This is a genomic window from Lysobacter sp. M2-1, assembly GCF_022662495.1.
In the GTDB taxonomy this organism is placed as follows: domain Bacteria; phylum Pseudomonadota; class Gammaproteobacteria; order Xanthomonadales; family Xanthomonadaceae; genus JAKPBU01.
In genome coordinates this window covers 35,551-59,371 of record NZ_JAKPBU010000006.1, presented here as the reverse complement: position 1 = coordinate 59,371, position 23,821 = coordinate 35,551, and the positions used below count along the sequence as shown (strand labels likewise).

19 protein-coding genes are annotated in these 23,821 nt (G+C 67.4%); 9 read left to right on the top strand and 10 right to left on the bottom strand.

Going from position 1 to position 23,821, the window contains the following annotated elements; genetic code table 11:
* Positions 1-17: 17 nt before the first annotated feature.
* On the top strand, positions 18-2,222 hold the full coding sequence (locus MC375_RS13005) for a heparinase II/III family protein (protein ID WP_242103828.1): 2,205 nt from the start codon (positions 18-20) through the stop codon (positions 2,220-2,222).
* A gap of 12 nt (positions 2,223-2,234) precedes the next feature.
* On the opposite strand, the gene MC375_RS13000 is transcribed toward MC375_RS13005, so the two are convergent.
* From MC375_RS13000 to MC375_RS12965, 8 genes are all read right to left on the bottom strand, one after another.
* Positions 2,235-3,035, bottom strand: a complete 801-nt coding sequence (locus tag MC375_RS13000; RefSeq protein ID WP_277929479.1) for a glycosyltransferase family 2 protein — start codon at positions 3,033-3,035, stop codon at positions 2,235-2,237.
* Positions 3,032-4,234: a hypothetical protein gene (locus MC375_RS12995; RefSeq protein ID WP_242103826.1), complete on the bottom strand. Its 1,203-nt coding sequence runs from the start codon at positions 4,232-4,234 to the stop codon at positions 3,032-3,034. Before MC375_RS12995 ends, MC375_RS13000 begins: the two co-directional genes overlap by 4 nt.
* A complete protein-coding gene (locus MC375_RS12990; protein WP_242103825.1) occupies positions 4,231-4,902 on the bottom strand; it encodes a polysaccharide deacetylase family protein in 672 nt (223 codons plus the stop codon). Before MC375_RS12990 ends, MC375_RS12995 begins: the two co-directional genes overlap by 4 nt.
* A 121-nt stretch (positions 4,903-5,023) precedes the next feature.
* Positions 5,024-6,130 (bottom strand): glycosyltransferase, encoded by a 1,107-nt coding sequence (locus MC375_RS12985; RefSeq protein WP_242103824.1) that lies wholly within the window; start codon positions 6,128-6,130, stop codon positions 5,024-5,026.
* Complete coding sequence (locus tag MC375_RS12980; protein ID WP_242103823.1) at positions 6,127-7,476, bottom strand: phenylacetate--CoA ligase family protein; 1,350 nt, start codon at positions 7,474-7,476, stop codon at positions 6,127-6,129. Before MC375_RS12980 ends, MC375_RS12985 begins: the two co-directional genes overlap by 4 nt.
* Positions 7,473-9,029, bottom strand: coding sequence for an oligosaccharide flippase family protein (locus MC375_RS12975; RefSeq protein ID WP_242103822.1), 1,557 nt, complete (start codon positions 9,027-9,029; stop codon positions 7,473-7,475). The genes MC375_RS12980 and MC375_RS12975 overlap by 4 nt, the downstream gene beginning before the upstream one ends.
* Positions 9,026-10,366 (bottom strand): O-antigen ligase family protein, encoded by a 1,341-nt coding sequence (locus tag MC375_RS12970; protein WP_242103821.1) that lies wholly within the window; start codon positions 10,364-10,366, stop codon positions 9,026-9,028. The genes MC375_RS12975 and MC375_RS12970 overlap by 4 nt, the downstream gene beginning before the upstream one ends.
* A 9-nt stretch (positions 10,367-10,375) precedes the next feature.
* Entirely contained in the window at positions 10,376-11,461 is a 1,086-nt protein-coding gene (locus MC375_RS12965) for a polysaccharide deacetylase family protein (protein WP_242103820.1), read from the bottom strand.
* Positions 11,462-11,570: 109 nt separating this feature from the next.
* On the opposite strand from MC375_RS12965, the gene MC375_RS12960 reads away from it, so the two are divergent.
* The 4 genes from MC375_RS12960 (at position 11,571) to MC375_RS12945 (ending at position 16,240) form a co-directional block, all read left to right on the top strand.
* The gene (locus tag MC375_RS12960) at positions 11,571-12,299 is read left to right on the top strand and encodes a J domain-containing protein (protein WP_242103819.1); all 729 of its coding nucleotides are present in this window, start codon (positions 11,571-11,573) and stop codon (positions 12,297-12,299) included.
* A 68-nt stretch (positions 12,300-12,367) separates the two neighbouring features.
* On the top strand, positions 12,368-12,928 hold the full coding sequence (locus MC375_RS12955; protein ID WP_242103818.1) for an SAM-dependent methyltransferase: 561 nt from the start codon (positions 12,368-12,370) through the stop codon (positions 12,926-12,928).
* Positions 12,921-14,147 (top strand): glycosyltransferase, encoded by a 1,227-nt coding sequence (locus MC375_RS12950; RefSeq protein WP_242103817.1) that lies wholly within the window; start codon positions 12,921-12,923, stop codon positions 14,145-14,147. The genes MC375_RS12955 and MC375_RS12950 overlap by 8 nt, the downstream gene beginning before the upstream one ends.
* A complete protein-coding gene (locus MC375_RS12945) occupies positions 14,144-16,240 on the top strand; it encodes an NAD-dependent epimerase/dehydratase family protein (RefSeq protein ID WP_242103816.1) in 2,097 nt (698 codons plus the stop codon). The genes MC375_RS12950 and MC375_RS12945 overlap by 4 nt, the downstream gene beginning before the upstream one ends.
* Before the next feature lie 15 nt (positions 16,241-16,255).
* Here the strand turns inward: MC375_RS12945 and MC375_RS12940 are convergent, their stop codons facing one another.
* Positions 16,256-17,296: an acyltransferase gene (locus MC375_RS12940; RefSeq protein ID WP_242103815.1), complete on the bottom strand. Its 1,041-nt coding sequence runs from the start codon at positions 17,294-17,296 to the stop codon at positions 16,256-16,258.
* 122 nt (positions 17,297-17,418) lie between these two features.
* Between MC375_RS12940 and MC375_RS12935 the strand changes: the two genes are divergently transcribed.
* The 4 genes from MC375_RS12935 (at position 17,419) to MC375_RS12920 (ending at position 22,416) form a co-directional block, all read left to right on the top strand.
* Positions 17,419-18,585, top strand: coding sequence for a glycosyltransferase (locus tag MC375_RS12935; protein ID WP_242103814.1), 1,167 nt, complete (start codon positions 17,419-17,421; stop codon positions 18,583-18,585).
* 102 nt (positions 18,586-18,687) lie between these two features.
* Complete coding sequence (asnB, locus tag MC375_RS12930) at positions 18,688-20,697, top strand: asparagine synthase (glutamine-hydrolyzing) (RefSeq protein ID WP_242103813.1); 2,010 nt, start codon at positions 18,688-18,690, stop codon at positions 20,695-20,697.
* A gap of 10 nt (positions 20,698-20,707) precedes the next feature.
* Positions 20,708-21,466 (top strand): FkbM family methyltransferase, encoded by a 759-nt coding sequence (locus MC375_RS12925; protein ID WP_242103812.1) that lies wholly within the window; start codon positions 20,708-20,710, stop codon positions 21,464-21,466.
* Between the two features lie 20 nt (positions 21,467-21,486).
* Complete coding sequence (locus MC375_RS12920) at positions 21,487-22,416, top strand: class I SAM-dependent methyltransferase (protein WP_242103811.1); 930 nt, start codon at positions 21,487-21,489, stop codon at positions 22,414-22,416.
* A gap of 110 nt (positions 22,417-22,526) precedes the next feature.
* Here the strand turns inward: MC375_RS12920 and MC375_RS12915 are convergent, their stop codons facing one another.
* The gene (locus tag MC375_RS12915) at positions 22,527-23,729 is read right to left on the bottom strand and encodes a PQQ-dependent sugar dehydrogenase (RefSeq protein WP_242103810.1); all 1,203 of its coding nucleotides are present in this window, start codon (positions 23,727-23,729) and stop codon (positions 22,527-22,529) included.
* Between the last annotated feature and the right edge of the window lie 92 nt (positions 23,730-23,821).

The window sequence follows — 23,821 nt, the reverse complement described above, 5'->3', positions numbered from 1 at the left end:
ACTGCAGGCGCCCGTGGATGACCCCTTCCTTTTCCAGTTCCCCGCACCGAATCAAGCGTTTGCGAACGCGGCTGGCCGCTGCCATCCCGATCGCGATCGTATTGGCCCTCGGGCTGGTGGCCACTTCGGTCCGGCCGGCCGCGCCGTCGGATCCCGAAGAAGCCGTGCGCGCCCAGCCGGGGCCGGTCGCAGCATCGGCCATCGGCGCACCGGTGCGCACCGACTCCGCGCAGGGGACGATGCCACTCCAGCCGGTGGCCGCGATGATCGACGCCATGCCTGCGCGACGTCCGCACGGCGATCGGGTGCGCGCTGTGGCGACGCTTCAGGCGTTCGCTGCGCTGTCGAAGGCGTCCAACCCTTATCTTCTTGCCGATGCACGTCTTCTGGCACGCGGATTGCGTGCGACGGCCGACCGGCTGCGTCCGCAGCGCTACCTGACCCCCTTGGCCTGGGTCCGTAGCCGCGCGACACCGGCATCCGCTCCCTCCGATGCGATCCCGCCAGAGGTCACGCCGCGTTCCGATGAAGCGGGCATTTCCGCCGAGCCCTCCTCGCGCCGCAGCCTGGTGCGGCTGAACCTGGACCTGTCCGGCGTCAACCGGTCGTCGACGGCTTACACGCGCTTCAAGTCCTGGGTCGACAGCGCCGTCAACGGAAGCCCGGGCTACGACTTCCATGCGGCCGACGCGGCCATCATGTTCCTGCTCACCCGCGAGGTGCGTTACTGCACGCTCGGCGTGAATCTGGTCGAAGCCCAGGTGGCGGCAGCGGAAGCCGATATCGGTGGCGGCGGCGTGCCCGATGTGGCGGGGGATTCCTACCTCGAGGTCGGTCCGATGATCGCGGACCTGTCGACCGTGTATCAGACCTGCAGCGCCCACATGACGTCCGCACAGCGCCAGCGCTGGGCCAGTTACGCGGAACAGGCGGTGTGGAACGTCTGGAATCCCGACCGTGCCGTCTGGGGCGGACGCTCGTCTCCCTGGAGCGGTTGGTCGATCGACAACCCGGGCAACAACTATCACTACAGCTTCATCGAAGCGACGATGTCATGGGCCCTGGCCTCGGGCAGCGCGTCTTGGTTCGACTTGCTGTCCAGGAACAAGCTCCCCGCGATGCAGGCCTATTACGCCAAGATCCCCGGCGGAGGCAGTCTGGAAGGCACCGGATACGGCACCGCGCAGAAGCGGCTGTTCGACATCTATGGCCTGTGGCGCAAGTCCACGGGGCAGGATGCCTCGTCCTCGAATACGCATGCGCGCAAGACCATCGATTACTGGGTTCACGCCACGGTTCCGAGCATGGACAGGTTCGCCCCGCTCGGCGACCAATCGCGCAACTCGGTGCCGGAACTCTACGACTATCACCGGCACCTGGTGCTCGCTGCGCGTTATCTCACCATGGATGCGGAGGCCCGTTCGATCGCCAGCTGGTGGCTCCGCAGCATTTCGGTGCCGCAGATGGGCCAGGGCGCCAATCTGCGTTACGACCTGCTGTTGCCGGCTGGCAGCGGCGGTGCGCCGCCGACCGCGCGGTACTACGCGGCCCAGGGCACCGGGCACGTGTTCGCCCGCAGCGGCTGGGATACCAATGCGATGTGGATGTCCTTCGTCGCCGGCCCCTACAACGAAAGCCATGCCCACCAGGAGCAGGGAGGCTTCACCCTGTTCTCGCGCGGGGACTGGCTGGCGGTGACCGAGAACATCTGGAGCCATAGCGGCATCCAGCAGGGCACGGAAACGCATAACGTGCTGCGGTTCGAGCGCAGCAATCCCGGCGCCTCACAGTGCGCCGCGCCTTCCGGCGATCGCATCGTGCACCAGTGCGAGCCGACGACATCGACCGCGACCGTCACGCCCGGCGCCAATGGCGCGTTGACCATCACCGCCAACCTGACGCCGGCGTATCGCGGGAATCCGGCCTTGGTCAGTTGGCGGCGGCGTGTGGACTTCGCGGGGCGCAAGCTCACCGTGCTCGACAACTTCGCGCTCGGAAGCGGCACGACCGCATACTTCCAGGTGAACGTGCCGGTGCAGCCCACGATCGTCGACGCCAGGACGGTGCGCGCCGGTGGGCTGCGCATCCGCGTACTGCAGCCGGCCAACCCGCAGATCCGGCTGGTGAACTGGACCACGGTCGATGGCGATTTCAACCGCGGCTGGCGCGTCGATGTCGGCGGCAGCGCGTCTGTGTACCAGGTCGAGTTGACCGAGATCTGAACTGCCTGGCGCCTACTGGCGTTTGAGAATGGCGTTGCCCGCGTAGTGCGCGAAGTACCAGCCTGAGGCGACAGCGCCCAGACGCTCGACGTCGCGGTAGATCCGCCACTGCCAGCGCGCGGCCCTGAGCTTGTTGCCGGACAGCGATCCGTCGCGAACCAGGTAATCCGCGACCGGCGAGGGGTCGGGCAGCCGCAGGGCTTCGCCTGCCTTGCGCACCATCCGCAGCCAGAAGACATAGTCTTCGTGTCCGATCCGCTCGAAACGCGCGTCACCCAGGGTGCGGTCGTACATCCCGGTCAGGTTGCCGATGCGGTTGCTCTTGAGCATGTCCGCGTAGCCGATCCTGGCCGGCGGCCGCACGATCGACAGGGTGCGGCCGCAATCGTCCACGCGCCGGTAGGCGGCGTAGCTGATCTTCGCTCCGGTGGACTGCAGATGTCTCAGCTGGCGGGCGAGCTTGTAGGGGTGCCAGGTGTCGTCGCTGTCGAGGAACGAGATGAAGGCGCCGCTGGCCGCTTCGATGCCCGCATTGCGCGCCGCGGCAACGCCCTGGTTGCTGCGCTGACGCACCGGCAACACGCGCGGATCGCACTGGGCCGCCTGCTCGATCAACGACCAGGTCGCGTCGCGCGAACAGTCGTCGACCACGACCAGTTCGAGGTCGCCGTGCGATTGGGACAGCACAGAAGCCATGGACCGGACGATCGTGGCGGCGGCGTTATAGGCCGGCATGATGACGCTGACCCGCCCCGCCGTACCGGGTTGGCTGGTCTGCCCAGGCAGTGCGGGGCTCGAGGGCGAAGGCCTCATGAGGCTTCCCGCAGCACGACATCCTGTGGCTGCCACGAGGAGCGCGGACGCGGCAGGACGTAGTCGCGATAGGCGTCCGGGTTGCCCTGCTCCCCCGCTTCGGCCGCCTTGATGATGTTGTAGACCTCGCGCGCCGTCACGTAGTGCAGCACATGACGTTCGCCGTCGTTGTAGTTGCGTTCGAGGTGTGCGTGCATCGCATCGGTGGCGCTACCCAGCAGCGTATCCATGTCGCCTTCCTGGGTGCCGTGGGTGTGGATCTTGACGAAGATCCAGTCCGGACGCCCCTGCACATGCACCGCGGTACGGACCCAGGCGTCCACCCGCGCGGGCGTGGGCGGGCAGCCCGCGCGCACATCCGCGTTCTCGATGCGCGGGAGCACGCCCCGGCGCCGCTCGCGCCAGTTCAGACCGAGCGGCCCCTGCACGATCATGAGGTCGCCGCTGGCTTCTCCTCCGACCCGCACTGGAACGCCTCGATCGTGCGACTTGGGTGCATGAGGGTCGTCCGTGGCGTAGTAGATTGAATTGATGGTGCTGGTCTGGGTTTCGCTGGGAGCCGATGGGAGGGTGAAATCGGCATAGCAACCGAGTTCCCGCAGCAGCACGAGTTCATTGTCGATGCCGCACCAGCGGCCATCGGCACGCGAGTTGTCCAGGCACCAGTTGCCATGGATGAACCCGAAGCGCAGCCGGTCGTCGCCCGCGGCGCGGGACAGGGCGCCGTGGCGCTCGTGCAGGATCCGGCAAAAGCGCGTGATCGATTGCCTGAAGTTGGCCTCGGTGTCGTTGTCGTGGTGCAGGTGCACTTCGATTTCGCCATAGCCACCGGCGCAAAGCGCGGCGAGTTTGTCGAGATGCTCTTCCGCGTATTCCTCTTCCGGATAGAAGAAGGTGTGCTGGGGAGGCCGGCCGTCCGCATCGCTGTGCCGGGCGGCGAGTGCCCGGTAGTCGTGGCACCAGCGGTCGACCCGGGCGCGCTGCGTCGCAAGATCTGCGCCTTTCCACATCGGCTCGAAATGGTCGACGAAGCAGAACATCACATGCACCGGTCCAGCGACCTTCTCCGGGCTGCGCCGGCGCAGGTAGTCGAAGATCCAGATATGCATGTTGCGCGAGCGCAGCAGTGCCCAGACCGCAGTCACCCCTGCGACGACGAGCAGCAACAGGCCGCCCAACAGCCAGCCGGCGACGCTCACGCCCTGCCCCGTCTGGCCGATGCGTCCGGTGAGGCGCCGCCGGCCCGGTCGTCACGTCCGCGCCGGACCGGCAGTGGCTCGAAGCCGTATCCGGCGGCTTTCCACTCCGGGATCATCACCCGCAGCAGCTCAAGCGAATGCGCGCTGTCGTCGTGCATCAGAACCACCTCGCCCGCCTGTACCGGCCGGGAGCGCACGCCGGCGATGAGATCGGCCGGAGCACGCTGGGTATAGTCCAGGCTGTCGTAGGACCAGTAGGCGACCCGGCGCCCGCGCCGCAGGCAGTCGATCATCAGCCCTATAGGCGTCGCGCCGCGTGGCGGGCGGAAGTCGTGGCAGTCGCGGCCATCGAGGGACTGCAGCAGGCGGTCGGTGCGATCGATTTCTTCCAGCTGCCGCGCCTGCGTGATCCGGTCGAAATGCGGATGGCTCCAGGAATGGTTGCCGAGCCCGTGTCCTTCCCGCACAAGGCGGCTGGCGATATCCGGATGGCGTTCGGCATGCTCACCGATCAGGAAGAAGGTCGCGCGCGCATCGTGCTCCGCGAGGAGGTCGAGGAGCCTGGGCGTATGTTCGGGGTGCGGGCCGTCGTCGAAGGTCAGGTACAGCACCTGTCGGTTCGCCGGGCCTGTGGTCAGGACCCATCGTTCCGGCAGCCAGCGCAACACGCGCAGTTTGCGCGGACGCGGGTTGGCGCCTCCGAGCGCTTCGCCTGGCGGTCGGTGACCTGATTCTAGGTGTGCCGCAGGATGCGTCGCCATGCCGATGAGAACGCGAAACGCCGCCAGATCAGGCCGCCGCGCCGTACACACGGCCGTAGCGTGCCGCCATGACCTTCAGCGAGCCCTCCGCTTCGACCCAGGCCCGTGCGTGTCGTCCCATCGCTGCCGATGCGCGCGTGTCGCGCAGCAGTTCGACCAGCGCTGCGGAAAACGCACCAGCATCGCGCACGGGCACCAGGCGCCCGTTCTTGCCGTCGCGCACGATCTCGCCGTTGCCGCCGGCATCGGTGGCCACGATCGGCACTCCAGCCGCGCAGGCCTCGAGCAATGCGATCGAGTACCCCTCGCTCCACGAGGACAACGCGAACACATCGAGCCCGGACAGCAGATCCGCCACATCGCTCCGGTCGCCCAGAAACCGCACACGCTCCGGGATCCCCAATGAGCTGGCCAGAGCCACAAGATCGGCCCGCAACGGCCCATCGCCCACGATCGCCAGCACTACGTCGGGCACCTCGCGAACCGTGCGCGCAAAGGCCTGCAGCAACATCGCCTGGTCCTTGACCGGAGTGAGCCGGCCCACCGTGCCCACGATCCGGGTGCCGGGAGCGATGCGGAGCTCTTCCGCAAGCGCGTGACGCCGCGCGTCGGACGCCGCAGCGAAGCTGCCCACGCGGATGCCGTTGGGAACCACCAGCAGTTCCCCGCGCGGACGCACGCCCTGGGCCAGGAAACCGCGGCGCGCAGCTTCGCAGACGGCGACGACCGCATCGGTCCGGCCGAGCGAGCGACGGTAGAACCACTCGCGCCGGCTGCGCGGATCCGCCATCCCCATGCCGTGGCGGGTATTGACGATGCGTTTCAGCGGCAGGCCGATCGCGGCCGCCATGGCGTGGTAGTGCGCGGCCGCATTATGGGTGTGCAATACCTCGGGAGCGCCTGCGCGCAGTTGCCTGCGCAGGTCCGAGAGCGCGGCCATGGTGCGTCCGCTACGCTTGCCGCAGGCTTGCACCGGGATTCCCTTCGATTCGAGCTCAGCGGCGAGCAGGCCGCATTCGAACAGGCAGGCGACGCGGACGGCATGCCCCGCCTGGTGCTGCGTCATTGCGAGATCGACGACGACGCGCTCCAGCCCGCCGCGTCCGAGCGTCTCGACGACATGGTGAATCTTCATGCGAAGGACGAGTCCAGTTCGCTGACGGTGACCCGATGCTTGCCGGTTGCGGTCAGCGGTATCTCGTCGGTGTAGGCGAAGGCCAGCGTCGTGGCCGGGCCGAGCGCCTTTTGCAGCACGTCGCGCGCGTGTTCCACCGAATCCGCGTCGAAGTCGTCGTCGCGCACGATGCTCACCTCGACCCGATCGAGCGTGCGCTGCACCGCCTGGTAGCGGCGCACCCCCTTCGCTCCGAGGAATGCGTACACCACGTGCTCGCCCGGAACGAACCGGCCATCGGCACTGCGCAGCGCATCCAGCTTGCGCCCTTCTATGCCGCCCAACAGCGGCAGGCCGCGCCCGCAGGCGCAGCGGCCCTGCCCTGTTCGCGCGAGATCGCCGTTGAGGTATCGCAACAGCGGCATGCCGCAGTTGTGCAGGTCGGTCACGATCAGCTCGTGCGGCCCGTCGTCGCTGCCATCGACGCTGGCGCCCAGTTCGACCAGCAGGTGATCGGAGGTCGTGTGCAGGCCTTGGTGCTCGCACTCGGCGGCGATCAGCATGAATTCCCGGCAGCCGTAAGTGTCGAAGACCGGGCATCCGAACACGCGCTCGATCAGCTGGCGCTGGGGCGCATGCAGTGCTTCGGCCGCGGTCAGCACGCGCTCCGGCGCTGGCAACTGGCGTCCGTGTTCCAGCAGCCACTCGGCCATGCGCACCAGCGGGGCGACGTAGCCCACCACGGTCTGCGGCCGGAAGCGCGCGAACGTGTCGGCGTACGGCCCCATCGTCTGCTCGTTCATGTCGAACGCGTTGAGCATGCGGCGGTTGTAGGCCAGGTGATACAGCCGATCCTTGCGGGTCGGACGTTCCGGCAAACCCCACAGGTAGAGCGTCCGCTGACCCATCCTGGCGCCGGCCCAGCCGTAGCCGCGGTGCATCACCGCCACCCGACGTTCGTAGCTTTCGCGCGTGTAGCCGAAGCGCAGCGGCTCGCCGGTGGAGCCGCCGGTGGTTTTGTACAGCATGCGCTCGCGATGGGCAGGAGCGATCAGCTGGTCGAAATGCGCCCGGATCTCCGGTTTGGTCAGCGGCGGCAACCGCGCGTAGTCGGCCCGGGTGCGCACATCCTGCGGTCCCGCGACGCCGAGCGGTCGCCACTTGGCCTGGTAATACGGCACGTGGTGCCAGCAGTACTCGATCAGCTGCTGCAGCTTGCTCCATTGCAGCGCTTCGAGCTGTTCGGGCGCGAGCCACTGGTTGCGTTCGTACTCGCGCAGATAGGTCAGTGTCCGCCGTCGTCTCAGCCCGCTTTCGTACGCCGGAAACAGCAGGTGCCGGAACGCGAGTTCGTAGGCGCCGCTCACGGCAGCACCTCGCTGCTGGCGCGATGATGCGCCCAGGCCAGGAGCCTCGCCCCCACGCGCGGCCGGCCGGCGGACCAGCGCTGGTGGATCTGTTGCAGGTGCTCGATGTCGCCCCGGCTCCAGCATCCCAGCAGCAGGGTAAAGGCGATGTAGGCCAGGCCGAGCAGAACCCCGCCGACTGCCAGGCGCGCGATCGGGACCAGCTGCCACTGCAGGGGAAACACCACCGCCGCGGCAAGCGAAGCGGCCAGCACGATGCGCGACAGCCGGATCCATTCGGGGGATCTGCCGCTGCTGCGGATCGCAAGGACGCCGATTGCGATCGACTGTACCGCGCACACCAGCACGAACGCCGCCACTGCGCCGCGCAGTCCTGCGAGATGGATCAGGCTCCAGTCCAGACCCAGCTTCAGCACGCCGCAACCGATCACCACGAGCAGCACGGTGCGCTGGCGATCGGCGCTGATCAGCAGGCTGGACGCCCCATGGGTCATCGCGGTCATGACGGTTCCCACCAGACACAGCGCGAGCGCCGGGCCTGCTTCCAGATACTCGTGCCCGTACAGCACCTGCACCAGGGTGGTCGAGAACACGACGCCGAACGCCAGCAGCGGAATCGCCAGCAGCGCCAGGTAGGTGGTGGACGCCACGAACTTGCGCCCGGCCGCCTCCCTGCCCTGGGTCAGGGCATTGGCCATCATCGGCAGCAGCAGCGCCCCGAACACGCCGGGCACCAGGGTCGCTGCGCCGTACGCCAGCTGGTACGCCACCTTGAACTGTCCGGCGCCATGCTCGTCGTCGTACAGATTGAGGAACAGCACCTCCGCCTCGCTGCCGACGATGAAGCCCACCGCCACGGTCAGCGCGCTATAAAGCATATGGTGACGCACGCGCTTGGCGAGCTCCGGCGACATGGCGGCGCCCGGCACCGCCGTCGGGAGCAGTGGAGCCAGCTGCCGACGTGAAAACGCGTAGAAAACGATGCTCGAGACGAAGAACACGCCCAGCTGCCAGTACACGGACAGGTCCAGCCACGACACCAGCAGTACCAGCGCCAGGTTGGTCGGCGCCGCGACCAGCGCGACCATGGCGTTGGCGCGGAAGTTCTCGAAGCCCTTCGCTGTGCCGACATTGAACATGTAGCCGGCGCGCAGTGGAATGGTAGCCACCAGGAAGCCGAGCACCATCCATGTATCCAGGCTTGGCGCGACCTCGTGCCCTGCAAACACCAGCAGCAACGCGGAGGCGACGAGCACCACCAGCAGGAACTTGCGCTGGGCCCCTCGCAGGTAGGCCAGGAGCGGTGCGATCTGGTCGTCCCGCCCGGCCCCGCGCTGCTCGGCGATGAACTTGATCGCCGCGCTGGCGGTGCCGGCGTTGGAGATCGCGGTGCCCATCGCCATCAACCAGATGACGCCGCTGTAGGCACCGAACAGGTGCGGCCCCAGATGGCGCGCGATCACGATCGAGGTCAGCATGCCGAGCGCGAACTCGGTGTACAGGCCGATCGACGAAAACATCGCGTTGCGCAAAGTGTGGGCGCGAGTACTCACAGGGCCATCGCCAGCAGGACCTTGACCATGATGTACAGACCGACCGCGCCGCCCACCGCCCAGATCGGCCAGCGGATCAGGTCGTGCTGCAGGTTGAACGCGGGCAAACCCGGATTGCGCTGGCGCATGCCCGTGTAATGCGCAACCACCAGCGCGGCCAGCAGGTACAGGATCACCAGATAACTGCGGCTGAGAAAGAACGCCGCGGTAAAGAAGCCACACAGGGACAGCAGCAGCGTCAACGCGGTGTCTCGGTCCGCGTACCACGCTTCGACCACGGCCGGATCCGGGCCCGCCATCGCGCCGGGGTCCGCGTTCTCCTCCGCAGATTCCAGGTCGGCGCCAGCCAGCAGCTCCTCGGGCGGTTCACGGATCGCGACCAGCATCATCCGGAAGCAATATCCAATGAACGCGATCCAGAGCGCAAAACCGATGATGCCGGTTTCGGCGAGCACAAGCACGAAGGAATTGTGCGCAGTGAGCGGATTGATATCGGTATACATGTCCGCGCCCACGCCCAGCACCGGATTCTGGCGGAACATCTGCATGCCTTCGTACCAGGAATCGACCCGCCCGGCCGCGGAAGCTTCCGAAACGTCCAGCTCCTGCATGCGCGAGGACGGCAGTGCCATCAGACCCGCCAGCGCGATCGCGCCGAGCACGCCCGCCGTGATCAGTCCGCGCCGCCACCAGACGTAGATCCCCAGCACAACCAGCGTCGCCAGCAGCGTGCCGCGCGAATCGGTCAGATAGATCCCGTAAAGCAGGATTCCGCCCGCCGCCAGCCAGAACAGCCTGGCGAATCCGAACAGCCCCCCGCGCATGGCCAGGTAGACCGCCATCGGCAGGCACATCACGAACAGCAGGCCCAGATCGTTCGGATCGTTGAAGATGCCCACGTACTGGATGCGGGTCTCCTGGGACATGCCGATGCCCGTCCAGCCGACGCCCAGCTGGGACTGTTCGATGCCATGCAGCGCCAGTACCGTCGCGCACACGGTGAACATCCCCATGATGATCCGGACCCTGCGGGGCGAATCCGCTGCGTTGGCCAGGACCACGAACGCAAGCACCGTTGGCGCGAACTTGCTCATCTGGTCCAGAGCGCCGCCGAACCATCCATTGGCGACGTTCGACAGCATCAGCACGATGAAGAACAGCAGCAGCAGCAGGTACTGCGGCGCATCGAAGCGCTTGCGTCCGGACAGCAGCCAGAACAGCGCCGCCACGATCAGGGCGATCGGCAACAGCGGCACGCCGATGCTGTCGACCAGCGCCGGATAGTCCTGCGGGCGGATCAGCACGAGCGCCAGGTAGCCGATCATGGCAAGGAACATGGTTCGGCCTCAGCGGTTCCGGTGCCGGGAGCGATAGCTGAACGCTTCCGGCAGCGCCATCATCGCCTCGAACCAGGAGGCGTCCATCTGGCGTTCGATCGGCAGCCTGCGCATGTCGTAGCGCGTGGCAGAAGTGGCTGCATCGGTTCCCGCACGATAGCTGCACGCCAGGCGATACCCCGCCTGGCGGGTGGCGCGCATGACGTCCTCGTCGTAGGCATCCGGACCGCCCACGGGGTAGGAGATCACGTCGACCCGCTCCCCCAGCTCGCGTTCGAGCGCCTCCCGCGAGCCGGCCACCTCGCGCCGCATCTCGGCCGGCGGGAGCTTGGCGAGCATGCGGTGCCCGATCCCATGGGAGCCGATCTCCATGCCGCCACGTTGCATCTCCCGCAGATCGGCCCAGGACATCGGCCGGCAGAGGGGGTGGCCCTGCGTGCGCGGCAGCTGCCATTCGCGCTCGAGCCGGGCAATCAACGCTTCCTGCGCGACCGCGTCGAGCGTCTTGATCCGGTCCAGCGCCGTGCGTGCGATCGCCCGTCGCCCTGCCAGGTCCTGCGGCAGAGGCATGTGCAGGCCGAGTTCGGGAACTTCCAGTCGTTCGACCCCTGTCGAGCACAGCATGTGCACCAGCCAGTCGTAGGCATACGGCATGCCGGAGCCGATATGGTCGGTGCACACGAAGAACATCGCCGACAGGCCCAGTTCGCTCAGGATCGGAAACGCGATGCGATGATTGTCGTCGTAGCCGTCATCGAAGCTCACCAGCAGGGCGCGTGGTGGCGGCCTGCGGCCACGGTCGAGGCAATCGGCCAGTTCATCGAACCGCATCGGCTGGAAGCGCCGCTTGGCCAGCTTCATCTGCTCCCGAAAGGCATCGGCGGATGCGCTGATCAGGTCCACGTCGAAACTGAAGCCCTCCGGGTCCGCCGAATCGAGCACCCGGTGGTAGGCGAGGATGCGCACATCCTCGCGGAACAGCCCGCGCAGACGCCCGGCCAGAGGCAGCAGCCCGCTGCGCCGGCACAGGCGCGCAAGCCGTGGCCGGCGGCCGGAAGCGGCCACATCCGCGCTGGACCATCCCGAACGTGTCATTGCGATGCGGAGCTTCTGCGAACCGTCCCTGATATGCCCTAACGCGAATCGATACGCGATCCGGCCGCGCTTGCGCGCAGGCTCGCGACGCGTTCCACTGTTGCCGGGGATGGCCGAGGCGCGCATGGCAGACGACACCGATTTCTCCGCGCTCTATCACGCGCTTGGAATTTCAGCAGCGTGCACGCCCGAGCAGCTCCGCAAAGCCTACCGGCGGCGCGTGGCGCGGCTGCATCCGGATCAGCACGGCGAGAAGGGTGATGTGGCGCGCCTGCAGGAACTCAACCGTATGTACGACGCGGCGATGGAGTTCCTGCGTACCCACGGCCGGCTGCCGGGATCGTCGCCTCCCGCGCCGTTCGCCGCGGCAATTGCGCGGAGGCCGGAGGAACGCGCGACCGCGGCTGTTGCGTCTGTCGCGAGTGAACGCGACCCCCCCGGACCGCCGGAGGCCGGTCCCGAGCGGCATTCGCGTTATTTCATCGTGTTGGCGGTACTGGCGATTACCGTGCTTGCGCTGCATGCGCTGGAAGCGCCACGCAGCGTGGAAGGGCACCGCGTCGAAGCGGTGACCGATCACGCAACTGGCAACATCGTCTCCACTTCTTCCACGATCGTATTGGGCATGGGCAAGGCACAGGTGAAAGCGATTCAGGGGGCTCCACTAGGTGGTCACGACATCCGCTGGGATTACGGACCCTCGTGGGTGGATTTCAAGTGCGGCGACGTGGTCACGGACTGGTACAGCTCACCGCTGCGCCCCCTGCGGGTCGCCAGTCCGCATCCGACAACCCAGGACTGGGACCGGTTCGATGCAGCACGCCCGCCGGGCTGCTGAAGACGCAGGAGCGGAACATGTTGCAACGCGCGACGACCATGCTGCGAAAGGCGCGGCGCAGGTTGTGGATGAAATATGCCCTCCGGGGCGTCGGCGGCAGCGACAACCATGCGCGGCTGGATCTGGCCTATGCGGTCGAGGATCCGTGGAACATGGAGTCCACGCTGGAACGCGCCCGTTTCGAGCAGACCAATGCGGTGATCGAACGCGCGTTCGGCCGCGTCGGGTCCGTGCTGGAACTTGGATGCGGCGAAGGCCATCAGACCGAGTGGCTGGCGCGGATCAGCGAACGCCAATATGGCGTCGACGTGAGCCCGCAGGCGATCGCGCGCGCGAAGCTGCGCGTGCCTGGCGCGGAATTCGCGGCGACCGATGTGTTCGGCCAGCCGTGGGGCGACGAGCCTGGGCGATTCGATCTGGTCACGGCCTGCGAAGTGCTGTACTACCTCAGCGACCCCGCCGCCACCCTCGCCCGCATGCGGGCACTGGGACGCAATGGCCTGGTGACCTTCTTCGCGCCCGCCTGCGGCCGCGTCGGTCCGCATCTGGACGCCATACCGGGCCTGCACAAGGACTGGATCTACCAAGGCGGTACCGCCTGGCTGATCGGGTGGTGGCGCAATGACTGATCTCCCGCGTGGGCAGCGCCTACATGCGCTCGATGGAGTGGGCGTGGCCTATTTCGGCAACGACTGGTACGCGGAGAACCGCACCAGCAGTCACCATGTGGCCGAGCGCCTGGCCCGGCAACTGTCGGTGCTGTACGTCGATTCGCCCGGCATGCGTGCGCCCAACACCTCCGGCCGCGATCTGCGCCGTGGCCTGCGCAAGCTTGCAGCCGCGCTGCGACGGCCGCAGCGGCTCGGTCCGAACCTGTGGCACTGCACGGTGCCGCAGCTGCCGTTCCGGCGCGTGCCCGGCGTGGATCTGCTCAATCAGGTCTTCGGGCGCTGGGCGGTGCGGCGCGCGCTGCGCCTGTCCGGCATCCAGCGCAGGATCTCGTGGTTCGTCGTCCCGCATCCGGGATTCCTCGCCGGCCAGCTCGACGAGGAACTATGCGTGTACTACTGCATCGACGACTATGCCGCCCACCCCGGCGTGGACGTCGAAACCATCGCCGCGCGCGATGAGGCGCTCAGTCGCTGCGCCGATGTGCTGTTCGTGGCGCCTCCCGCGCTGCTCGCCCCCAAGCGTGCGTTGAACGCGAACGTGGTGCCGGCGCCGCATGGCGTGGACCTCGCGCTGTTCCGACAGGCAGCCGATCCGGCCACCGAACTGCCCCCGGCTGCCGCGGCGCTCACGCATCCGGTCATCGGCTACATCGGTTCGATCCATGAATGGATCGACATCCCGATGCTGGAATGGCTCGCGCAGCAGCGGCCGCATTGGTCCTTCCTGCTGGTGGGCCAGGCGCATGTCGCGATCGACGGCCTGCGCCGCCTGCCCAACGTGCATCTGCCAGGCGCACAGCCCTATGCCAGCCTGCCGCGATGGGCAAAGGCTTTCGACGTTACGATCATCCCGTACCGGCTCAATCGCCAGGTCGCCAACGCCAATCCGCTCAAGCTGCGCGAATACCTGGCCACCGGCAAGCCGGTGGTGAGCGTGCGCAACCCGGAAATCGAAAAGTTCTCGAACTGGGTGCGCCTGGCCGACGACCGCGACGCCTTCCTGCGCGAGCTCGAAGCCGCACTGCAGGACGATTCGCACGAAGCCGCTGCACGGCGCATCGCCGCCGTCGCCGACCAGGATTGGGACCGGCGCGTGGACAGCGTAATGGCGGCCGTGACCGACGCGCATGCGCGCCGCATACCCGCATTTCCCTCCATGTCCCCGACCCTTCCATGAATTCGACCCAACAACGCCGGCTGCGTGTCGCCGTGGTGGGTGCCGGCTACGTCGCCACGCACCATCTTTCCGCACTGCGCGGGCTCGACTTCGTCGATATCGTCGGCATCTGCGACAGCAACCGCCAGGCCGCCGAGGTGCTCGCGGCCCGCTTCGGCGTCGGAATGGTCGGCACCCGCCTGTCAGATCTGGCATCGGCAACGCCCGACGCGGTGCATGTCCTTACGCCGCCGGCCTCGCATGCGGCCCTGGCGATCGAAGCGCTGCAGATGGGCTGCCACGTGCTGGTCGAAAAGCCGATGGCCGACAGCGTGGCCGATTGCGAGGCGATGATCGCGGCGGCGCGCACGCACCATCGCCTCCTGGGTGTGAACCACTCCGACCTGCTCGACCCGGTCGTGCAGCAGGCGCTGCGGGCGGTGCGCGACGGTCGCATTGGCGAGCCGCTTTCGCTGGAGATCGTGCGCAATTCGGAGTATCCACCCTATGCTGGCGGCCCCCTGCCGGGAATGGTGGCGCAGGGTTCGTATCCGTTTCGCGACCTGGGCGTACACGGGCTTTACACCATCGAGGCGTTCCTCGGCCCGGTCACCGCGCTCGATGTGCGCTATCAGGCGCGCGGCGGCGATCCCAACCTGCACTTCGACGAATGGCAGGCGCATGCGGTGACCGAACGCGGTGTCGGCCGGCTGCTGTTGTCATGGAACGCGCGGCCGATGGAGAACCGGCTGATCGTGCGCGGCACCCGCGGCATGATTGAAGTCGACCGCTTCCTGCAGACCTGCCGGCTGCAGCGCGTGCTGCCCGGCCCCAAATTCGTCGGCATCGTCGCCAACGGCGTGGCGGGCGCCGCCGCCGACCTGGTGCAGATTCCCTGGAACGTGCTGCGCTTCGCGACACGGCGACTCAAGCCTTCACCCGGAATCCAGCTGGGAGCGGAGAAGTTCGCGCGCGCCGTGCACCAGCTCGAGCAACCGCCCTTCACCGGCGAGGACGCATTGCGCATCGCGCGCCTGCTCGAACCTGCCTGCGCCGAACCCGACCGGCTGCGCACCGCGCAGCTGCAGTCGCGGCTGGCGCCCCTTCCGCCTGCCCCGGTGCTGGTCACCGGTGCGGCGGGTTTTCTTGGTCGCGCCCTGGTGAAAGCGCTGCGCGCGCGTGGCGAGACCGTGCGCGTCCTGGTCCGGCGTCCGCTGCCGGCATTTGATGCGGACGACGGCGTGCAGACCGTGGTCGGTGATCTCGGCGATCCGGCGATCGTCGACCATGCCGTCGCCGGCGTGGAAACGGTCTATCACGTGGGGGCCGCCATGCGCGGCGGTCCGCGCGCGTTCGAGGCCGGCACCACCTGGGGCACGCGCAATATCATCGACGCGTGTCTGCGCCACGGGAACGCCCGGCTGGTCTACGTCAGTTCGCTCAGCGTGCTGGACCATGCCGGACGCGATCCGGCTGCCACCTTGAACGAAGCCTCTGCCTACGAACCGCACCCGGAACGTCGCGGCGCCTATACCCAAACCAAGCTGGCCGCCGAGCGGATGGTGCTCGATGCGATCCGCGACGCAGGATTGCCGGCCGTGGTGCTGCGTCCAGGGCAGATCTTCGGCCCGGGCGCGGAGGCGGTCACGCCCAACGGGACTATCGCGCTGGCCGGGCGCTGGGTCGCCGTCGGCAGCGGCGCGCAAACCCTGCCGCTGGTGTATCGCGACGACGTGGTCGATGCCCTGCTGCTGGCCGCCCGTGAGCCGGCCGCGCTGGGCCGTGTGTTCAACATCGTCGACCCGCATGTGGTCTCGCAGCAGGCTTATCTGGCCCGGGCCAAAACCCCGCGTCTGCGGATCCTGCGCACACCAGTCTGGCTTTTCATGCTGCTCGGATGGGGTGTCGAACAGCTCGGCAAGCTGCTGCGGCGCGACGTGCCGCTGACCCGCTACCGGGTACGTTCGCTGCGCCCGCTCGCCAACTTCGAAGGCAGCGCGGCACGCGACGTGCTGGGGTGGAACCCGCGGATCGGAGTGGCACGCGGCCTCGACCTCACCTTCGGATCCGACCAGGCAGGGACGGCATCCGACGTACCGGGCACGGTGGCCTGAGCCCTGGGCGCCGGTTCAATGTCCGGCGACTGCCAGGGGTTGCGCAGGATGCCGCTGCCGCCAGACACGACGTATCGCGCGCATGGCAGGCCGTTCGACCGCAAACGCCAGCAGCGTTGCCAGCGACATCACGGCGCCGACAGCCAGCAAGACCGCGACGATGCTGGGCACCCCTGCCCCCTCCAGCCGGTCGATGAGGGCGAAACCGATCGCCTGGTGCAGCAGATAAATCGAATACGACAGCGTCCCAAGGAAGGCGAACGTCGGCGTTGCCAGCCAGCGCAGGGCGCCAGCCAGGAACAGTCCGAAAATCGCGCAACACACCAGGCCCACAACGACGAACACCGGCGGCAACGCGATCGCCACCGCCAGCAGGCACAAGGCGATCAGCGCCACGTCGAACAACGGCCGTTCGCTGCCGCGGTACAACTGGTAGAACAGGATCCCCATGGCGAAGAACGGGATATGCCGCACGATGAGCAGCTCGCGCACGGTGTAGGAAAAATGCAGGTGGTGCTGCATGCTCTCGCCGTAGACCACCGCCAGCACCAACCAGGCCAGGATGATCCAGCGCATGCGCGTCAGTGCGCCCAGCACGAACCACAGCAGCATTTGCGCATAGAAGAACAATTCCACCTGCAAGGTCCAATAGGAGCCGTCCAGGTGCTCGACGCCCAGGAACTGCTGCACCATCGTGAAGTTGAGTGCCAGATCGCGCAGCGGGATGCGCTGCTCGGGCATGCCGATGGCATAGACCACGGCAGCGGTCAGCCCGACCGCCGCCCAGTACCCGGGGAACAGGCGCGAGAAGCGCGATACCACGAAGTCCATCGCCGTCCGGGTGCGCTCCAGGGTCATGAAGATCACGAAGCCGCTGATCAGGAAAAACAGGTGCACGCCGTAATTGCCCGCGGGAAAGCCGAACGGCAGCGGCGTCGCATGGCCGACCTGCTGCCCGTAGAACGTCGTGAAATGAAACGCAACCACGGCCAGCGCGGCAAGCCCGCGCAGCGCATCGAGTTCCACCACACGCCGCGATGGCGCTCCTCGCTCCACTCCCGGACCTCCGGCTGCAGGATGGCATTTTCAGAAAACGGTCTTTCCGCAACGTCGAGGCCAAAGGGCCATCCGAACGGCATGGTGCAAAGATCGTCTCCCGTCTACATGAGCCGGTTCGCATGCGCATCCTGATCGTGACCTCGCAGTTCCCGATCGCGGGCGAGCCCAACCGCGGGCGCCCGGTGTACCAGACGGTGACCGCGCTCTCGCGCATGGCGCAGGTACGGGTCCTCAGCCCGGTCGCCTCCTATCCAAGCTGGGCGCGGCCGCGCAGCTATCTGTACCGCGCCAGCGACACCGCGCATCCGGTCGAAGGCTGCGACGTGCGCTATCTGGACTATCCCGCCCTGCCCGCCTTGAGCCGCCCGCTGAACGGCTGGCTGTGCGGACGCACGCTGCACGCGCCGCTGCGCGACTTCGCGCCGGAGGTGGTGCTGGCTTACTGGCTCTATCCGGACGCCTACGGCGCCATGCTCGCCGCGAGGCGCGCGCGGCTGCCGCTGGTGGTCGGTGCGCGCGGCTCGGACCTGCGCGTGCGCGACCGGATCAGCCGGACGCTCACCCACCCGGTCCTGCACAGCGCACGACGGATCCTGGTGGTGAGCGAGGACCTGGGGCGCGTCGCGGTGGACGGCTACGGCGCCGACCCCCGGCGGATCCGGGTGATTCCGAACGGCTGCGATGCCGCCATCTTCCATCCGCAGGACCGGGGCGCCGCGCGCGCAGCGCTCGGCATCCCCGAGCAGGCAAGGCTGGTGGTCTACATCGGCCGGCTGGTCCCCGAAAAAGGCCTGCGTGAACTGCTCGACGCAATGGACATGCTCGCCGGCACCGATCCCGCCGTCTCGCTGGCGATGATCGGCGAAGGCCCGATGCGCGCCGAACTGGAAGCGCGCATCGCCGCAATGCCGGCAGGGCGCGCACGCCTCGTCGGCGCACAGCCACCAGCCGACGTCGCGCGCTGGATGGCCGCGGCCGATTTGGTCACCCTGCCCAGCTATTCCGAAGGCCATCCCAACGTGCTGGTCGAGGCAGCTGCCTGCGGCCGTCCCGTGGTGGCGACGCCGGTCGGCGGGATTCCGGAGGTAGTCGATGGCGCGACCGGCATCCTGGTGCCGCCGCGCGACGCGCCTGCGCTCGCCGGGGGACTGCGCGAGGTGCTCGCCCGCACCTGGGATGGCTCCGCACTCGCGGCGCGATTCTCGCGCGACTGGGAACAGGTGGCGCGCGACACGCTGCAGGCCTGTCAGGAAGCGATCAGCGACACGTCGGACCGCCGTCCCTAGCCCGCCCACGATCCGGGTGCGTCCTGGGTGGCGGGATCCGGTCCCGTTTTGCGTTTCTGAATAATCGAGACCGTCGTACGGGCGGGCAGGAGCGCATCGGCTGTGTGCGGAATCGCAGGTTTCAGTGGACCGGATGTCTATCCCGATGCGGCCAGGCCGTTACTGGCCCGCATGATCCACACCCTCGCGCACCGTGGGCCTGACGGTTATGGCTTCCATGCAGAGCCGGGCGTGGGGCTCGCGCATGCCCGATTGTCGATCATCGATCTGGCCACCGGAGATCAGCCGATCCACAACCCGCACCGCGATGTGTGGACGGTATTCAACGGCGAGATCTTCAACTACATCGAGCTGCGCGCGGAACTCGAGGCCGCCGGCCACGTGTTCTACACCCGGTCGGACACCGAGGTCATCGTCCACCTGTACGACCGCCATGGCGACCGCTTCGTGGAGTATCTCAACGGTCAGTTCGCCATCGCCCTGTGGGATGCGCGCCGGCAGCGGTTGGTGCTGGCCCGGGACCGGGCGGGAATCCGTCCCTTGTTCCACGTGCGTGCGCAGGGCCGGACCTGGTTCGCTTCCGAGGTGAAGGCCCTGCTTGCGGCGCTGCCGCAATGCGCCTCGATCGATCCCGCAGGCTTGGTCCAGACCTTCACCTACTGGTCCACACTCGAGCCGCAGACGATCTACCGGGACGTGCAGAGCCTGCCGCCGGGCTGCCTGCTGGCGATCGAAAGCGACGGCAGCGAAACCCTGCGCCGCTACTGGGACTGGACCTTCCCCGACGCCGCGGACAGCGCCCCGGTACGCGAACCGCGCAGTGTGGATCAGGCGGCGGCCGAACTGCGGGAGCTGCTGGTCGATGCGGTGCGCCTGCAGCTGCGCGCGGACGTGCCTGTCGGCGCCTATCTCAGCGGCGGCCTGGATTCGTCCGGGATCGTGGCGATGATCCGCGGGTTCACCCAGACGCCCGTACGTACCTTCTCGGTCGCGTTCGAGGACGGCGAGTTCGACGAAAGCGAACACCAGATGGCCATGGTGCGGTACCTGGGCACCGATCACACCACGCTGCGCTGTACCCGCCGCGATATCGGCGAGGCTTTCCCGCGCCTGATCCGGCATACCGAAACACCGGTCCTGCGCACTGCACCGGTGCCGCTGATGCTGCTGGCCGGTAGCGTGCGCGAACAGGGCTACAAGGTGGTGCTCACCGGCGAGGGGGCGGATGAGGTGTTCGGCGGCTACGACCTGTTCAAGGAAGCCAAGATCCGCCGCTTCTGGGCGCGCCAGCCGGATTCGCGCATGCGTCCGCTGCTGCTTCAGCGTCTGTACGGCTATCTGGAAAACTCTCCGGTGCGCAATCCGGCCTTCGCCCAGTCCTTTTTCGGCCAGGGCATGGAACACCTGCAACGCCCGATCTTCGCGCACACCCCGCGCTGGGCCACGTCGCAGCGCGCGCTTGCGTTCCTGTCACCGGAACTGCGCGCCAGCGTCGGCGACTGGAATCCGCTGGATGCCTACGAGCGGACGCTGCCCGCTGAAATCTCGTCGTGGAGCGGCCTGGCGCGCGACCAGTACGTGGAAGCGAAGTCGCTGCTGGCGGGTTACCTGCTGTCCTCCCAGGGAGACCGGGTCGCCATGGCCAGTTCCATCGAAGGGCGCGTGCCCTACCTGGACCACCGGGTCATCGAGTTCGCCAATCGCCTCCCGGCCAGCTTCAAGATCCGCGGCATGACCGAAAAATACATCCTGCGCCGCGCGCTGTCTGACCTGCTGCCGCAGGAAATCCTGCAGCGGACCAAGCAACCCTATCGTGCGCCCGACAGCCAGAGCTTCTTCTTCGACGGGCAGCCGCTGGATTACGTGGCCGAGCTGATGGGCGCCGACAGCATCCGCGCCGCAGGTTATTTCGATCCGGTGTCGGTCGGCAGGCTGGTGGAGAAGTGCCGCCAGGGACGCGCCACCGGTTTCGCCGATAACCAGGCCTTCGTCGGGATTCTCTCGACGATGCTGGTGCATCGCGGACTCGACGACGGCCCACGCCGCGATGCAGGGGTCACGTGGCAGCGTAGTTCGACGGCGGACCGGACGGAACCGGCCCTTATCCACTGAGGCAGGCAAGGTGAAACCACAAGCATTGATATTCGACATCGGAATGTTCGACGGGTCGGACTCCCGCTACTTCCTGGACGAGGGCTACCGGGTGGTCGCGGTGGAAGCCAACCCGGAACTTGCCGAGAAAGCACGGCAAGAGTTCCAGGACGATATCGCCGGCGGCCGGTTGAGCGTACTCAACTTCGCGCTTGCGGACGAACCCGGAGAGATCGAACTGGTCCTGTGTGGCGACGACCTTGGCGCCAGCAGCATCTTCGGGGACAAGATCGCCCATCGCAATCCATCGGGGACCTGCACGGTGCCGACAATCACCTTCTCGCAGCTGGTCGACAGGTTCGGCGTTCCCGACTACGTCAAGGTGGACATCGAAGGGGCGGATCGGCACTGCATCCTGGCGATGGGCCGGGACACCCGGCCGCGATACCTGTCGTTCGAGGCCGACCACGACCTGGAGGAGCTGATGGCGCACATGGCGTCCATCGGCTATCGCCAGTTCAAGCTGATCGGGCAATGCAGTTTCCTGGAGCTGGGCAACGAGCGCAGCCTGGGCAACCGCTCCCGGCGAAAACTCATGCGCTGGCTGGGTTTCGACCAGCCCATGCGCGTACGCCGGGCCGGACGCTGGTTCAGGCTGATGCACAGCAGCGGTCCTGCGCCGTGGGCGAGCGATGGCCGCTGGTACAGCGCCGCTACGCTGCTGTCGAAATGGAACCATGCGCGGCGAAACGATCAGCTGAGCGGCTGGTACGACGTCCATGCGTGCTGACTCAGGCAGACGGTGATCGCATGCACTGGAGACTGAAAGGCCTGGTGCAGAAGACCCTGGGTGTCGTGCCCGGTGGCGAAGCGCTGCACTACCGGCTGCAACGGCGCTATGGCGGCCTGCAGAATTTCCGCAAGGAACTGGCGACCAAGGTGGAGGACTGGCAGATCATGGTCCGGCACCTGCGCGATGCGCGCATGCCCATCTCCGGCAGCCACTTCTTCGAGATCGGCACGGGCTGGTACCCGACGTTTCCGTTCGCCCTGTATCTGGCCGGTGCACGCCGGATCACCACGTACGATCTCAACCATCACCTGCAGGACGACCTGGTTCGGGCCGCGGTCCAGGAACTGGGCGGTTTTCTGAAGGCCATCGCCGAGGACGGCGGCAGTCAGCTGGCCGACGTGGAAGCACGTTACCGGAAGCTGGCCGCGGCAGTGGACACAGGGGCGGACCTGGGCGAAGCCAGCGGTGGCACGATCCGCTATTCCGCGCCTGCCGACGCCACCGCCACCTCGCTTGCGGACGGCGAGGTGGACGTGGTGTTCTCCAACAGCGTGCTCGAGCACGTACCACCCGATGCGATCACCGCGATGTACCGCGAATCGATGCGGGTGCTGCGCCCGGGCGGGGTGATGTTCCATTCGGTCAACTGCGGCGACCATTACGCCTATGTCGACCGCAAGGTGAACCAGCTCAACTACCTGTGCTATTCAGACCGCGCCTGGCGCTTCTGGAACAACGCCTTCCTCTACCAGAATCGCCTGCGGGCGCATGTCTTCGTCGATGCGGCGCGCGAGGCCGGCTTCGCGATCGACCTGGACACCTCCAATACCCGGCCCGAGCGGCTGCAGCAGCTGAGGGACATGCGCGTACATCCGCAGTTCGCGCAGGTGCCGGCCGAGCAGCTGTGCATCACCACGGTGGATTTCATCGCCCGCAAGCCGGGTTAGGTATCCAAGCCGAAGCCGGACGCGGGTCCGCTGCGTGAGCGGCGTCGGTCGCGAGTGTTTTGTTTTTCGCGACTGCTTCGCAGGACACAGGCTCGCGACTGACGTCGCTCCTACGTTTTGCCGGCAGGCGCAGGCACCGGATCCAGTCGCAACAGCTTTCCGTCATCGGCGTCGACCAGCAGCCAGATCGCACCGTCGGGTCCTTCGCGCACGTCGCGGATGCGCTGGCCACGATCGCCAAGCAGGCGTTCCTCATGCACCACGCGGTCGCCGTCCAGACGCAGGCGGATCAGCTCGCTGGTCGCCAGCGCGCCCAGGAACAGGTCGCCACGCCACGCAGGAAACGCCTTGCCGCCGTAGAAGAGCATCCCGCTCAACCCCGGCGACTTGGGCCATGCATGATGTGGCGCTTCCATGCCGGGGGCGGTCCGCCCCACCGAACCTGGCACCGGCTGGCCGCTGTAATCCACTCCGTCGGTGATGACCGGCCAGCCGTAATTGCGCCCGGGCTCGGGAATGTTCAGTTCGTCGCCGCCCATCGGACCGTGCTCGCTGGTCCACAACCTGCGGGTCACCGGATGCAGCGCCGCGCCCTGCATGTTGCGATGGCCGTACGACCAGATTTCCGGCCGCGCGTCCTTGCGATCGACGAAGGGATTGTCCTTGGGAACCGCGCCGTCCGGCTGGATCCGCACCAGCTTGCCCTGCAGCTTGTCGAGCTGCTGCGCGGCTTCGGCCGCGACCCGGTTTTCGCCCTGGGTCACGAACAGGTGCCCGCTATCGTCGAACACCAGCCGCGCGCCGACGTGGGTGCCGGCGGAAAGCTTGGGCTCCTGGCGGTAGATCACCTCCACGTCCAGCAGCCGATCGTCCTGTAGGCGTCCGCGCGCGACCGCGGTGCCGCACAGGTTGCCGCGCAGGTTGGGCTCGGCGAAGGCCAGATAGACCAGGCCATCGGTCGCGAACCCGGGCGACAGGGCCACGTCGAGCAGTCCGGCCTGGCCTTCGACATACACCGCTGGCACGCCGGCGATCGGTGCCGACACCCGGCCGTCGCGGCCGATGCGGCGCAGGCGCCCGGGACGTTCGGTGACCAGCATGTCGCCGTCCGGCAGGAAAGCCAGCGACCACGGATGCTCCAGCCCGGCGACGACTTCGGTAACGGTGAACTCGGCCTCCTCCGATGCGTACCGGGTCGGGACCGCACCGGCAACGGCATGGGGTTCGCGCGCGGGCGGTGGCGCATCGTGGCGCTGGCACGCAGCCAGCGCGGGCAGCAGAAGCAGGAAGGTCCATAGGTTGGAGGTACGCACGGCAAAGGCTCCGGAGGTACGCGGAATGCGAGGTTGTTCCGTGGAATGCTAACGCGCCGCATGGCCGCTGGCGGCCGCATTGGCCGTTAACC